We start from the raw sequence: 14627 nt of genomic DNA on the forward strand, positions 1-14627 counted from the left end.
CCCCTACTAAGAGGTAGGTTTCCCACGTGTTACTCACCCGTTCGCCACTCCTTGTATAGTTCTACGTCAGTATTGAGCAAGCTCTCTAAATCAGTAGAACGACAAGGCGTTCGACTTGCATGTATTAGGCACGCCGCCAGCGTTTATCCTGAGCCAGGATCAAACTCTCATTTTGAGAATTTGAGTAGTACTCAAATTATGTTGTTGTTTAACAGATGTTAAACGAATTTACTAGCGAATTGACTTCGCAAATGTTTGCACCACATACGTGGTGACCCTACACATTTGTTATATCGAAACGATATTCAGTTTTCAATGATCTACCGTCGTTTTTTGAAGTGGTAACCTCAAGCGACAACTTACTTATAATATCAAAAATAGAAGTTTTTGTCAACACTATTTTTGAACTATCTTTTATCGCCGCTTGAATTAATCACCGACAACTTTCAATACTATACACGCCTAATTTTAGATTGTCAATAAAAAAAGAACAATCTCAACGATTGCTCTTTTTAGCATATTTAGTCACTAGCACTTACTGCTTCTGGAATTGTTTGTGGCGCACCACCTAACTCAGGCGCATCCGTGTCATATTGGGTTAACTGTCCCTTATGTTGCATCTTGACTGTCTTCTCATTGCCCTTTTGATCTGCCTTTAGCTTAGCTAAGCTATCCTTCCTAGAATAAGAATAGTCACTTCGCTGAATCTTTTTGAAACCAGGCAAATTATGGAATCTCAACAGGTCCCCAGTTTGCACTTCGTCTGAATAACTTAAGGACTGATCAACATATTTTTGATCTGCGTCAATAATTGATTTTGCTCGCAAGTCTTCCTTTGGATCAAACTTGGTACCTGTTGATGTGACATAGTAATTACCACCATAGTGAACATAGTCCTTGGAAACAAAGCTACTATTCCTAAATGCCACAATCTGTTTATTATCTTTAGCTAGTAGGTCCTGACCAAATTGAATGTTCTGCTTGGTTGATATACCCAGTAAATGCAATATGGTTGGCATGACATCAATTTCACCACCGTAAGTATGATTAATTCCCCCTTGCAGACCATCAGCATGCACAATGAAGGGAACCTTTTGCCAGTTAGCTAAGTCATAAGCATTAACGCTCTTCTTACCTAACAGTTTTGCAATCGCCTTTGGATGATTCTCTGAGATTCCATAATGGTCACCATAGAGCACTAATAGCGAATTATCATACAAGCCAGCCTTTTTCAAGTAATTTATAAACTCACCAAAAGCCTGGTCCATATAGCGGGCTGTTTGAACATAACCATCTACTGTCTTATCACCAGTCTTAGTCTTTTCAATCGATATATTCTTACTGTCTAAGTCGTAAGGGTAATGATTGGTTACCGTTATCATCTTGGCATAAAATGGTTGCGGTAGTTGATCAAGATACGGTGCAGACTCCTTAAAGAAAAGCTTATCCTTCATGCCATAGCCAATATTGTTATCTTCCTTTTTGGCAGCCGGGAAGAAAGGTTTGCTAAAGAAATAATCATAACCCCAAGATTTATAGGTGTTATCTCGGTTCCAAAAAGTCCCCGTATCGCCATGGAAAGACGCTGTGGTATATCCTTGTTGGTCTAAAATACCAGGTACTGCTTGGTAGGTATTCGTTGTTCCGTAATTAACCATTGCCGAACCCGATGCAGTACCATAAAGGCCGGTCTCCAACATCATTTCAGCATCGGCCGTCTTGCCCTGTCCAACTTGATTATAAAAATTATCAAATGATAATGACTGTTGGTCATGATAAAACTTGTTTAAATTAGGCGTTACTTCTTGCCCATTTACCTTGTAATCAATCATAAACTGCTGGAATGATTCCAAATGAATAACGATCACATTCTTTCCCTTGGCCTTACCAAAGTAAAGTGGATTATTAGTGGTCTGGTTCTCCTGAACAAAGTTTTCAATCTTCTTAAGGTCATTTGACTTAGCTTTCTTCTTTAATTCTGAAGTCTGCTGTGTTTTATAAATATTGTAGGCCGCGTATTCATTAAGGCCTAGGTACTTGACAATATAATTATTATCAAAGGTTCGCGTTAATAAGCCAGAACGATCTTGAATGGCCAACCCATAGTCAATTGCCATCAAGCAAACACCAACTAAGGATAATAAAACCGCTAACCTTTTCTGAACCCATTGACGGTCGATTTTAATAACATGAAATAGTAACAACCCTAAAATAATAACTACATCTAAATAGACCAGAAAATCAACAGGCTTAATAATGCCACCTAAGGCCTTGGACAAATTACCACCTGCCGACTCGCCAGAGCCCATAATGTTTAATGATAAAAAATCAGAAAACTCTCGATAATAAAGAATATTTGCGAAAAGCCAAGTTGATTGGAGAGCATTCATTGCCCACATAATCCAATAGCCTAACTTGCCCCTGAAATATAAGCCAATTCCAATTAAAATAATAGCTGTTGGCAGTGGATTTAACACCAATAGAAATTGCTGTAATAAGCCCTTGGCTCCTAATGAAAATTCCGTTTGGTAAGCCCAATAGCTTTTAGCCCAAACCAAACCAACATTAAGTAGGAAGAAGCCCACAATGCCATTAAAATCAGGCCACCACTTCTTGATGGCTCTTATAACACCTTGCATTTTTATCTACCTCATTCGTTATCTTCTGGCTAATCCTAATCCTACTTAGTCTAATCCAATGACTTTAACTAAGCTTAAACTTTTTTGGCTGCCTGTTCCTTTTGATAGTTTGTCTTGATGTTAAATGCAAAAATTCCCAGAAACATTCCCATGTAGTAAGTAATTAAGCGCCATATCATCATAGCTAACAAGAGTGCTGCATGAGTGGGTAAAAATTGAGCGAATAATACTGAAAATCCAACTTCTGCACCACCTGCACCACCTGGAATTGGAAATAATGAAATCACCATAAAAATAAGAATATGCAACGCCAAAACCAAGGCTAAGTTTATATGCTGACTACCAAGGGCTAATAAAATAAAATATGGAATAAGATAATAGACCATCAGTTGCACAAAGGTTAAGGCCACAGCTTTCAAAACCAGCCCCTTATTTTTTAGCATCTGTTTACTTTCTCGGTGGAAATTTTGAATTTTTTCCTCTATAAGTGGTTGCCATTCCTTAACCCGTTGAGGCACAAACCAAGCCAACCCGTTAAGCCCCCACTGCACTAACTTGTCCGCAAATTTGGGCCAAAACATGAGTAACAATAAGGCGATAATCACCAACATATGCATTAAAAAGCCCAACCATATGACGATGGCCCAGGCATGCAATTTATCATCGACATAACCATGTCCTATTAATAAAGCGCCTATGAAGTTAAGTACAATCATTCCTTGAAAAATCACAAACTTCATCGTTAAGATGGAGCCCGCCTTGCCTGCCTCAATCCCCGATTGAATGAGAGCAATTAATTGCATCGGCTGCCCTCCGGCGGCAAACGGCGTAATTCCGTTACCCAATTGTTCGACCATGGGCACCCGTAAGGCATCCTTGAAAGAAATAGTAGCCCCTTGATGATCCACAAACAACTTGACCACCATCGCCTCTAAACCTAAGTAAGCTAACATAGCCCCCACGGCCACTAATAGCCACCACTGATTTGTTTGTCTTAAGCTCAAGAAAAAGCTATGCCAACTAGTAGAACGAAAGGACCAATAAAAAATGCCCACACCAATCGCGAGCATCAGCTAAAATGCCATCATTTTTTTACGTGTCATCGCTTACCTCATTTTAGCTTGTTTTTCATAGAAAGCTTTCCAAATAGCAGCCACATGGTCTGCCGAATAATAATCTGATGCCGCCAATGCCTCTTTAGCCAGTTGCTTTCGCAAGGCTGGATCACGCTCAACTTGATCAAGCGCCTTTTGCATCCCCTGTCGCCCTTTAGCAGGCAGATAGTAACCATCAATAATGGCCTGGTATAAGTCTAGGTCACGCAACACAGTTGGCGTACCAGTGCTAAAGGCTTCTAACGCGGACATTGGAAATAGCTCCGTATAACTGGGGAGCAAAAACACATCCGCCAAATTGTAATAGTCATTCATACTCTCTCGAGGTACGATACCAGGAAAATCCAAGTTAGCAGGCGGGTTATCAACAACTTCCTTCAGCGCTTCATAACCAGCGGTCATCTTCCCAAATGAAAAACCGCCCACCCAGATAAAGCGCCAATTTGGATTTGCTTTTGCCAATTTAATAAAATCCCACACCCCTTTACGTTCTTGAACTTGGCCAACGCCTAGCACAATGTAGGCGTCCTCGGCTAAGCCAAATTGTTGTCTAATCCGTGCCTTTTCATCAGCTGACACCGGAAAAAAAGTGTCTTTAGAAACAAAATTAGGGATATAAGTCACTTTATCTCGTTTTACACCTAAGGCTACCAACTTATCAATAAAGGTTGGATTGACGACTACTAATTCATCCATTCGCCGGTAAAAGAGCATTACATACCAATAAAACAGCTTTTTTAAGAATTTTGGTAATGTTATGGATTCTTCTAATGTTTCTGGCAGAAAATGAACATAGCCAATTTTACGGCCACGTCCAGGCAGAAAAGTTGACAAAAAATAAGCTGGATTAATTGTATGATAGTGGCTGATATCAGTAGGGACTAGGCTATTAAAACGCAAACTTATCTGTCCTTTAAATTTTTCCTCTAAGAGATTAACCAGCTCACGATAGGCTGACCCAACCCCCTGACCAGGTACTGTTTCTGCAGCTGAAAACATGGTAATTTTAATCATTATTGGACTCCCTCCTGAAAGGATGTAAAAAGGAACGCACGTATTCGGCATCGTTCTTCTCAGCAGCCTCAACATCCTCATCCTCATGATAAATAGCAAGTGCTTCTTGGTAAAAATCAAAAACGCGCTTACCAAAAGTGACCTCATCAATCTCATGCAGAACCTGTGGTCGAACAGTTGGATCACCTAATACCTGATCTTTTTGGCTAGCTCTCAAGTAAGCCATTACTGGTTCAATTAAATCATAAGGGTCATCTACTAAGGTCCCGATGTTTTGGTCAGTAATGATATCAGTTAGATACTCACTGCGCATAGCGACAACTGGCGTCTTTGCAGTGATAGCTTCGATAAAGGTCAAGCCTTGAGTTTCGGAAACCGAAGCGGATAAGAAAACATCTCCTAACCGGTAATAACTATAGACGTCATGATGATTCACTTCGCCAACAAAAATGACAGCATCGGTTAAGTCTAACGCAGCCGCGTGTTCCTTTAGAGCGGCCATGGCTGGTCCATCACCCACGATAACAAAACGTGCAGCCGGCAATTTAGCATGAACATGGGCAAAGGCAGAAATGGCATCATCCAGATTTTTTTCAAAGGCCACCCGACCAATTGTTACCACCACAGGTTGTTTCGCTTTTAATCCTAATTGCTTTCGTAAGGCTAAATGATGGTCATCCGTTGCAACATGGTGGATTGGAACTCCCGTTGGAATAATATCAATTGGCGCCTTAACTTTATATTTTTCTAAGGTGGCATAGGTTTGCCGAGAAGGCGCAATCACACTGGTCATCCCGTTCATATAGTAGCGGGCAATCACAGCCACACTCCTTGGTTTAATAATCTTACCATTCGCAATATAGTGCAGGTAATCCTCATAGTTCGTATGAAAAGTATGGACCGCCGGAATCTTCATTTGCCGCGCAACAAACTTACCCATTACCCCCAAAGAAAACTCAGTTTGCGTATGAACAATATCTAACTTTAATTTCTTGGCAATTTGCAAAGCCTGAATCGCTCCCCGGTAGGTCATACGACGTTCCTTAAACCAAATAAAGGGGAGGCTAGAAAATCGATAAACATGGGGCTCTAAGGTTCCTTTTTTTACCTTAGGATCTGTTGATGTAAAAATGTATACTTGGTGGCCTTGCTGTTCAAGCTGTGTCTTTAAGGTCTTAATTGACGTAGCCACCCCTGAAACTTGCGGAAAATAGGTATCCGTAAATAATCCAATATTCATCTTAGATCACCCTTTCTAAAAATGCTTTATCAAACCATTCTAACAAATATCCCGCCTAAAATAAATTAAACAAAAAAAGCCACTTATAATGATAACCTCATCATAGTGGCAATGAAACTCAAGCATTCAGTTAGCATTGGCAATTAGTCAACCCATTAGTTTGTTGTCCAACCCTGGGGATCCTGGCGCCACGTGTTCAAGGCCAACAAATCAGCATCGGTTAAGTCATCTGCTTGCTTTGCAACATCGATTAACGTCTTGTATCCAGTTAAGGACCTAAACGTAACATGGGCTGCGGCAAAGTTTTTATCAGCTGCCGCTAATTCATAAGAAAAGATTGAAAGAACCCCTAAAACATTTCCACCGGCCCGACGAACTGCATCAACTGCCCCCAAGACAGAACCACCCGTTGAAATCAGGTCATCAATTAAGACGACTTGATCACCAGGTTGCACATTTCCTTCTATTTGTTGACCTGCTCCATGATCCTTGGGCTTTGATCGAACATAGGCCATTGGTAAATCTAGCGCATCTGCTACCCAGGCTGCATGCGGAATACCAGCTGTGGCTACCCCTGCAACAACGTTCGTAGTGGGATAGTAATGACGAATTAACGCTGCCAACCCTTGTGCGATGGTTTTCCTTACCTCTGGAAACACAATCGTTTTTCGATTATCAGTATAAATTGGACTTTTGATACCAGATGCCCAAGTAAAGGGCGCCTGTGGAGATAGTTTGATTGCCTCAATTGCTAATAAAGCTTTTGCAACCTCTGTTTGATAATCTTTCATTTCGTTAATCCTTCCTTAAATTCAGTAACCACCTGCTGATAGGCCAACAAAGGTTCCTTAGCCTGCGTAATTGACCGTCCGACCACAATGCCATTAGCACCCTTTACCGCGGCTTCCCGCGGGGTCACTACACGAGCTTGATCACCTTGGTCATCACCTGCTAAGCGGATGCCTGGTGTAATCGATAAAAATCTATTGCCTACAGCTTCATGAATCACTTTTGATTCATAGGCCGATGAAATCGTTCCAGCTAATCCACTATCGGCAGCCAAATGCGCCAAATGCACTACTGACTCTGTCATTGAGGCCCTGACCAACTGAGTGGCTTGCATTGTAGTCTCAGAAAAGGACGTTAACTGCGTAATTGCTAGTACTTTAGGGGCACTTGTTTTTACTTTTTCAGCTCCGGCTTGTGCGCCAGCCATGGCAGCCATCATCATGTCTCGTCCACCAGCTGCATGAACGGTTAAATAGTCAACTTGCAATTGGGCCAAGTTACGCACTGCCGCCTCCACAGTATGTGGAATATCATAGAGTTTTAAGTCTAAAAAGACGTCAAATCCTGCGTCTTTTAAATCACTAATCAAACTTGGACCAGCCTGATAAAACAATTCCATCCCCACTTTTACCGCCGGCCGAACGTCAGTTGGAAACAGCTTTAAAAACTGCCAGGCGGCCTGGGCATCCTTGAAATCCAAGGCAATAAATACTGGTTCTTGCATCAAAATTCCCCTTCTTCTTTCTTCTTATTTATATAAGTTATGTATCTAGCCGCTAAAGAGCGACTAGGTCCGGCTTAAATCGCTTTAACATCAAACGAGCGAGCCTCTAACACCCGTAAGAGAGCAGCGACCGTATCAAAATTAGTAAAGAGAGGTACCGCATTTTCAATTGCCGCATTCCGAATTAAACGGCCATCATTTTCCACTGAGCCCTCTGGTTTCGTTGTATTAATTGCTATTTGTAGCTGACCAGCGCGAATAGCATTAACAGGATTGTTGTCGGATTCGCCAATCTTGTCTAAGCTTGTGACCGGCAACCCATGCTCGCGCAAATAATCACCCGTTCCAGCCGTAGCAAACAGTTGGAATCCTAAATCACTAAACCGCTTAGCCAAAGGCAATGCCTCCTGCTTATCTTCATCTGCCACGGTAAACAACACATTGCCAAAGGTTGGAATCGTAATATGTGAGGCTTGGAAGGCCTTATAGAGTGCTTTTTCAAAAGTGACGTCTGACCCCATTACCTCACCCGTTGATTTCATTTCAGGGCCCAGTAGAGAATCAACCAAAGGAAGCTTCCTAAAGGAGAAGATTGGTGCTTTAACATGTACCTCATCCCCTTCCGGAACTAAGCCCGTTTGCAGTCCTAAGTCAACCAGCTTTTCACCTAACATGACCCGGGTGGCCAACTGAGCTAATGGCAAGTCCGTCACTTTAGAAATAAAGGGTACTGTCCGCGAAGCTCGCGGATTGACTTCAATCACATAGGCTTGGTTTTCATGAATAACAAATTGAACATTCATTAAGCCTACCGTCCCCAATTGGTGAGCTAAATCAATTGAGGCTTGCACCATTTCATCTTTGACTTTTTGGCTTAGTGTTTGGGTTGGATAAACAGACATTGAATCACCTGAATGCACACCCGCCCGTTCAATATGTTCCATAATGCCCGGGATAACCACGGTTTCCCCATCAGATAGCACATCCACTTCAGCCTCAGCACCAACCAGATAGGAATCTATTAATACCGGATGGTCAGGTGACACCTTGACGGCCCTTTCCATATAGTCCGCCAGTTCCTCCCGATTTGTTACAATTTCCATGGCTCGGCCGCCCAAGACATAAGATGGCCGCACCAGAACTGGATAGCCAATTTCATCCGCCGCTGCTAAGGCGTCCGCCACCGTCGTCGCCGTTTTACCCTTTGGTTGTGGTAATTGCAAGTTTTTAATGACTTGATCAAATTCCTCACGATCCTCAGCCCGATTCAAATCAGCCACCGATGTTCCTAAGATTGTAACCCCCTGATTGGCAAGTGGTTGCGCTAAATTAATGGCCGTTTGGCCACCAAATTGTACCACTACCCCAATCGGCTGTTCCAAGTCCACCACATTGAGAACATCTTCTAAGGTTAAAGGCTCAAAATAAAGTTTATCGGATACAGAAAAATCCGTGGAAACAGTTTCTGGATTAGAGTTCATAATGATCGCTTCATAACCCATGGCCTGTAAGGCCTTAACCGCATGCACCGTCGCATAATCGAATTCAACACCTTGCCCAATACGAATGGGACCTGAACCTAATACTAAGACACTAGGTCGCTTAGATGGGGTTGATTCATTAACGTGTTCAAAGGTCGAATAAAAATACGGCGTGGCAGAAGTAAATTCACCGGCCACTGTATCCACCATTTTATAAACTGGCCAAAGATTATGTTGACGTCGTAATTCACGGATGGCCATTGGACTTGTCTGCCAGGCCTTAGCAATCGTTGCATCCGCGAATCCATTTTCCTTAGCTAACCGTAATGTGGCTAAATCTCCTGGATTTGCTTGCAAGGCTTGCTCAATTTCATTAATATGCACCAACTTATCTAAGAAAAAGAAGTCAATTTTTGTTTGCTCATGAATGGTTTCGGGACTGACACCCCGCCGCAGTAACTCACTTATCATAAAGAGACGATCATCGCGTGCCGGCATTAATTGAGCTAACAAATCAGCTGTCGTTTGGTCGGCATAGCGCAAATCATCCAGACCGGTAACCCCAATCTCTAAGGAGCGTACTGCTTTATTCAGCGCCTCCTCAATATTACGGCCAATCGCCATTACTTCACCGGTAGCTTTCATTTGAGTTCCTAGTTGACGATCGGCAGTTACAAATTTATCAAAGGGCCAGCGTGGAATTTTCACCACTACATAGTCTAGTGCTGGCTCAAATTCGGCTTTGGTTGTCCCTGTTACAGGATTAGTAATTTCATCTAGGGTTAAGCCGACCGCAATTTTAGCTGCCATCTTAGCAATTGGGTAGCCCGTTGCCTTGGATGCTAGCGCAGAAGAACGTGATACCCGTGGGTTTACTTCAATGATGTAGTACTGATAAGACTGCGGATCAAGGGCCATTTGAATATTCACGCCACCCTCAATTTTTAAGGCCCTAATAATTTTCAACGCTGCATCACGCATCATTTGTAACTCGCGATCTGATAATGTTTGCACTGGTGCCAACACAATGGAATCACCAGTGTGAATGCCCACTGGGTCAAAATTCTCCATTGATGCTACAATCAGCGCGTTATCACTAGCATCACGCATCACCTCAAATTCGATCTCCTTGTAACCAGCTATGGATTGCTCAATCAAGACTTGGGTAACTGGTGACAGTTCTAACCCATTACTAGCAATTTCGGCTAATTCCTTGGCATCATGAGCAATACCACCACCGCTACCCCCTAATGTATAAGCAGGGCGCACAATCACTGGATAACCCTTGTCATCAGCAAAAGCTAGTGCCTGCTCCACCGTGGTCGCAATTTCTGATTGTGGAATGGGTTCATTTAAAGTCTCCATTAATTCTTTGAAGGCTTCCCGATCTTCGGCCTCTTCAATCGCTGATAGCTTCGTGCCTAATAATTCAATGCCCAGTTCTTTTAAAATCCCTGTTTCAGCTAAATCCTTAGCCATATTGAGGCCCGTTTGACCACCCAAGGTAGGTAAAATGGCATCCGGCCTTTCCTTACGTAAAATGCGTTCTAAGAACGGTACCGTCAAGGGTTCAATATAGACTTCGTCCGCAATTTCACGGTCCGTCATAATGGTTGCTGGATTTGAGTTAACTAAAACAACCTCATAGCCCTCTTCGCGCAGGGCCATCGCTGCTTGCGTACCGGAATAATCAAATTCGGCCGCCTGACCAATCACAATCGGTCCAGAACCAATCACTAAGATTTTATGTAGATCACGTCGTTTAGGCATGGAAACCACCTTTCTTTTCCTTTGTACTGGCAATTAAGTCCAAAAAGTCGTCAAAGAGGTATTCAGCATCATGTGGCCCTGGTGCTGCATCCGGATGGTATTGAACCGAAAAGGCTGGTCGCCCCTTTAGCTGCAAACCTTCAACCGTATGGTCATTGATTTCCTCTTGGGTTACCTCTAAGTTTGTATCCGCTAAGGAAGCTGGATCTACTGCATAGCCATGATTTTGTGAGGTGAAATCAATCCGTCCAGTCATTAAATTACGCACCGCGTGGTTAAAGCCGCGATGACCAAATTTCATTTTATAGGTATTGGCACCATTGGCAATGGCAAAGAGCTGGTGTCCTAAACAAATCCCCATTAGCGGCAACTGATCTTGAATGGTTTGAATCATTGGAATAGCCGTTGGCACATCCATTGGATCACCAGGCCCATTCGATAAAAGCACCCCATCAACCCCGGCTGCTAATATCGTTTCGGCACTCACGGTAGCTGGAAAAACAGTCACATTTACATTGCGTTTGGCCAAGGTTCGTAGGATTGAATTTTTTAGTCCAAAATCAATTAAGGCAATTGATACCCCATCCGTTGGATTGACATAAGGCCGTTGAGTTGAAACTTCTGCGACTGCCTGTTGACTAGCAATGGTAGCCTTTAATTCTTCCAAAATAGCTGGCGTAACCTCATCAACTATGGCTGCACGCATAACTCCATAATCACGGATTTCCTTGGTCAAAGCTCTCGTATCAACCCCCGTCAAGCCAGGCAAATCATTTTTTTTGGCCCAAGCGGGCAAAGACATCGTTGACCGCCAGTTAGACGGGCGCCGAGCAACCTCATGCGTAACAATGGCCTTGGCTGCTGGCTTAAAAGATTCGGCATCCTCCGCGTTCACGCCGTAATTTCCAATCAACGGATAGGTAAAGGTCAAGATTTGCCCATGGTAGGACAGATCCGTGATAGATTCTTGATAACCTGACATACCTGTATTAAACACAATTTCGCCCATTACGGGTCTGCTTGCACCAAAAGCTTGCCCAGTATAAACCGAACCATTTTCTAAAACTAAGTATCTTTGCATTAGCTTCTCCTTTATGCTTGTGTTTGATAAACAAGTTTGCCATCAACGATAGTGGCAAGTGTTTGCCCATATACTGTTTGGCCTATAAAGGGTGTGTTTTGACCCTTAGAAGCAAATTCATCAGCACTAATCGTATGGGCCTGATCTAAATCAAACAAGGCTAAATCTGCTCGTTCACCAACCGCAACCTTGGTTGGCGCAGACAACTTAAATGCTGCCACTGGTTTCGTAACCATCCAAGACAGTAGTTGGGCTAAGGTGACTAGGCCAGGCCGTACTAAGTGGGTATATAAAAGCTGAAAACTGGTTTCTATCCCTGTAATACCAAAAGCAGCTCCCACAAAGGAACGGTCTTTTTCCTCCTTTGAATGAGGTGCATGATCAGTTGCCACCATGTCAATGGTGCCGTCCAATAATCCGGCCAACACCGCTGAACGATCCGCCGGCGTTCTTAGTGGTGGATTCATTTTAAACATGGCATTATCCCCATCAATTGCTGTTTCATCTAGTAAAAGATGGTGTGGTGACACCTCAGCAGTCACCTTTACCCCAGCCTGTTTGGCCATTCGGACTAAGGCCACCGATTCAGCAGTTGATAAGTGGGCTACATGATAGTGGACCCCAGTCACTTTGGCTAGGACTAAATCACGGGCCAATTGAGCACTTTCTGCTAGTGGGTCCATTCCTGGTAGTCCTAATTCGGCTGCCCGTTTGCCAGCATTCATTACCCCACCTTTGATTAGAGAATCATCTTCAACGTGGGCAACCAAAGGCCGGTCTACAGCTACAGCAGCTTGCATCGCATCCTTCATCGTTGCGGCTGTTTGTACCCCCTTACCATCGTTGGTAAAGGCTATCGCCCCAGCAGCTGCTAACTTCTTTAAATCATTAATCTTAGGGTCAGTTAAGTTAGCTGAAATAGCAGCATATTGTTCAATATGTACGATACCTTCCTTAACATTACGCGCCTGCAAATTACGTAGGGTTTGTTCAGTACTAGGAACTGGTTTCACATTTGGCATGGCTAACACCGTGGTAAAACCACCCCGGGCGGCTGCCTGAGAACCGGTGTGAATTGTTTCCTTATACTCAAAGCCAGGTTCCCGAAAGTGAACATGCACATCAACCAGTCCTGGTGTTAATAAATGCCCCCCTGCATCAAGTACCCGGTCAGCTTTAACAACTAACTTAGGTGCCATTTCACTAATCTTATTACCTCTAATCAGAACGTCTGTTTGGCTTAACTGATTGTCAGCCCTTACCACCTGCGCATTTTTTATTAGTAATGTTTCCATCTCTTTAACCCTCTCTTAACGCATCTAAGATTGCCATCCGTGCGAAAACCCCATTATGCATCTGCTCAAAAATCTTAGACTGTGCTGCTTCTACAAGCTCATCGGCAATCTCGACCCCTCTGTTCACTGGGGCTGGATGCATAATAATAGCTTTAGAATTAAGTTTGGCATAGCGGTCTTTTGTTAACCCATAATGAAAATGATAATCGACCGGCGAAAAATCAGCGTTATCAACTTCAGCAATCCGTTCGTGCTGAACTCGTAAAAACATCACCACATCTTGTTGGTCCAAATCATCGTCCAAGTCCACATAAGCCCCTAACGTATCAAAATCACTCGGATACCAATCTGCTGGACCTGAAAAGGATACTGTCGCCCCTAATCGATTCAGAACTTCGCCATTTGACCGAGCCACTCTAGAATGGGCTAAATCACCAATAATCCGCACCTTCAAGCCAGCAAAATGGCCAAAGTGTTCATAGATTGTTACCAGATCCAAGAGACTTTGTGATGGATGTTGTCCATTGCCATCCCCCGCATTAACAAGCTGTGGCATTAAGGAAGAGTGTTCTGTTAACAAGGGCTGGTACCAATCTTTTTTGCTATGTCTAACAACAGCTACCTTGACCCCTAACGCACCCAAGGTTTTTAACGTATCACTTAAACTTTCGCCCTTTTTAGTTGAACTCGTCTGAGGATCGATATGAACACGTTCCCAACCTAATTTAATTTGTGCCACCTGAAAGCTAGAATGCGTACGCGTTGAATTCTCAAAAAAAAGATTGGCTACCATGAGTGGTTCAATCCTAGGCCTTTCCTGTCCCGCCTTAAAAGCCAACGCTTGTTTGATTAACGATAAGATTTGTTCAACTGACAACTCCTCTAGGTTCACAAAATTACGCATTCTTTCCTCCTATCAAAAAAACCTCGTGAATTCAAGAATTCACGAGGTTGACTGTTGGCTATTTTACGCTAGTCAGAGGCTAGTCTAAAACATTACCTTTATTCAACGTGTAAACCCTTGGAAGCCTCACAGGACTTCAACTTAAAAGGTACATTTGCTGTTGAAAATAATATAACACTTTAAACCATCACCGTAAACGTTTTAAGTAAAATAATTTTAAGTAAAATGTTTTACTAATAATTTAACTAACTTTATTTTCAGATAAAATTTTTTGAATCAATTCATCCATTGCGGGTGTTTTTTCCCATTCTTGAAAAGCAGGAATCGCAATTTCACTTGGAATATCGTAATGCTCATTCACATATTCTTCATACTTCTGGACAGCATTTGAGTGCGGGATATTAATTTTCAAAATTCGCACCTCTTGAATCATACCGGCCTCAGCGGCATATTCTGCCTGACCATTATGTAGTAAATTCCCGATTTCCTTATACTTACTGCCATCATTTCGGGTAATCTCTTCAATTATATTGAACACCTGGTAGTTCCCTGCCATCACTATTACTCTCCTCTAC

Annotated in this window: 11 protein-coding genes and 1 rRNA gene; all 12 read right to left on the minus strand. The window is 42.8% G+C overall.

The features are described 5' to 3' along the window. Positions 1-175 (minus strand): 16S ribosomal RNA (locus G414_RS0106220); the annotation flags it as partial. Between the two features lie 346 nt (positions 176-521). Continuing rightward, a complete protein-coding gene (locus G414_RS0106225; RefSeq protein WP_022791960.1) occupies positions 522-2639 on the minus strand; it encodes an LTA synthase family protein in 2118 nt (705 codons plus the stop codon). A gap of 74 nt (positions 2640-2713) precedes the next feature. Then, positions 2714-3709, minus strand: a complete 996-nt coding sequence (locus G414_RS0106230; RefSeq protein WP_027694581.1) for a lysylphosphatidylglycerol synthase transmembrane domain-containing protein — start codon at positions 3707-3709, stop codon at positions 2714-2716. A gap of 36 nt (positions 3710-3745) precedes the next feature. Beyond that, a complete protein-coding gene (locus G414_RS0106235; protein WP_022791961.1) occupies positions 3746-4768 on the minus strand; it encodes a glycosyltransferase family 4 protein in 1023 nt (340 codons plus the stop codon). Next, positions 4761-6008: a glycosyltransferase gene (locus tag G414_RS0106240; RefSeq protein ID WP_022791962.1), complete on the minus strand. Its 1248-nt coding sequence runs from the start codon at positions 6006-6008 to the stop codon at positions 4761-4763. The genes G414_RS0106235 and G414_RS0106240 overlap by 8 nt, the downstream gene beginning before the upstream one ends. 155 nt (positions 6009-6163) lie before the next feature. Then, a complete protein-coding gene (gene pyrE, locus G414_RS0106245) occupies positions 6164-6799 on the minus strand; it encodes an orotate phosphoribosyltransferase (RefSeq protein WP_022791963.1) in 636 nt (211 codons plus the stop codon). Then, positions 6796-7521, minus strand: a complete 726-nt coding sequence (gene pyrF, locus G414_RS0106250) for an orotidine-5'-phosphate decarboxylase (protein WP_022791964.1) — start codon at positions 7519-7521, stop codon at positions 6796-6798. Before pyrF ends, pyrE begins: the two co-directional genes overlap by 4 nt. A 74-nt stretch (positions 7522-7595) precedes the next feature. Then, complete coding sequence (carB, locus tag G414_RS0106255; protein ID WP_022791965.1) at positions 7596-10772, minus strand: carbamoyl-phosphate synthase large subunit; 3177 nt, start codon at positions 10770-10772, stop codon at positions 7596-7598. Continuing rightward, entirely contained in the window at positions 10765-11853 is a 1089-nt protein-coding gene (locus tag G414_RS0106260; RefSeq protein ID WP_022791966.1) for a carbamoyl phosphate synthase small subunit, read from the minus strand. Before G414_RS0106260 ends, carB begins: the two co-directional genes overlap by 8 nt. Before the next feature lie 11 nt (positions 11854-11864). Then, complete coding sequence (locus G414_RS0106265) at positions 11865-13148, minus strand: dihydroorotase (RefSeq protein WP_022791967.1); 1284 nt, start codon at positions 13146-13148, stop codon at positions 11865-11867. A gap of 4 nt (positions 13149-13152) precedes the next feature. Beyond that, positions 13153-14052, minus strand: coding sequence for an aspartate carbamoyltransferase catalytic subunit (locus tag G414_RS0106270; RefSeq protein WP_022791968.1), 900 nt, complete (start codon positions 14050-14052; stop codon positions 13153-13155). A 241-nt stretch (positions 14053-14293) separates the two neighbouring features. Continuing rightward, the gene (locus G414_RS0106275) at positions 14294-14608 is read right to left on the minus strand and encodes a hypothetical protein (protein WP_022791969.1); all 315 of its coding nucleotides are present in this window, start codon (positions 14606-14608) and stop codon (positions 14294-14296) included. Between the last annotated feature and the right edge of the window lie 19 nt (positions 14609-14627).

It is taken from the genome of Weissella halotolerans DSM 20190, assembly GCF_000420365.1.
Lineage (GTDB): Bacteria > Bacillota > Bacilli > Lactobacillales > Lactobacillaceae > Weissella > Weissella halotolerans.

Excerpts from the sequence above, each read along its gene's own strand:
- G414_RS0106265 (WP_022791967.1), bottom strand. The coding sequence starts at position 13,148 with ATGGAAACATTACTAATAAAAAATGCGCAGGTGGTAAGGGCTGACAAT.
- G414_RS0106240 (WP_022791962.1), bottom strand. The coding sequence starts at position 6,008 with ATGAATATTGGATTATTTACGGATACCTATTTTCCGCAAGTTTCAGGG.
- carB (WP_022791965.1), bottom strand. The coding sequence starts at position 10,772 with ATGCCTAAACGACGTGATCTACATAAAATCTTAGTGATTGGTTCTGGA.
- G414_RS0106275 (WP_022791969.1), bottom strand. The coding sequence starts at position 14,608 with ATGGCAGGGAACTACCAGGTGTTCAATATAATTGAAGAGATTACCCGA.
- pyrE (WP_022791963.1), bottom strand. The coding sequence starts at position 6,799 with ATGAAAGATTATCAAACAGAGGTTGCAAAAGCTTTATTAGCAATTGAG.
- G414_RS0106260 (WP_022791966.1), bottom strand. The coding sequence starts at position 11,853 with ATGCAAAGATACTTAGTTTTAGAAAATGGTTCGGTTTATACTGGGCAA.
- G414_RS0106270 (WP_022791968.1), bottom strand. The coding sequence starts at position 14,052 with ATGCGTAATTTTGTGAACCTAGAGGAGTTGTCAGTTGAACAAATCTTA.
- G414_RS0106225 (WP_022791960.1), bottom strand. The coding sequence starts at position 2,639 with ATGCAAGGTGTTATAAGAGCCATCAAGAAGTGGTGGCCTGATTTTAAT.
- G414_RS0106230 (WP_027694581.1), bottom strand. The coding sequence starts at position 3,709 with ATGCTCGCGATTGGTGTGGGCATTTTTTATTGGTCCTTTCGTTCTACT.
- G414_RS0106235 (WP_022791961.1), bottom strand. The coding sequence starts at position 4,768 with ATGATTAAAATTACCATGTTTTCAGCTGCAGAAACAGTACCTGGTCAG.
- pyrF (WP_022791964.1), bottom strand. The coding sequence starts at position 7,521 with ATGCAAGAACCAGTATTTATTGCCTTGGATTTCAAGGATGCCCAGGCC.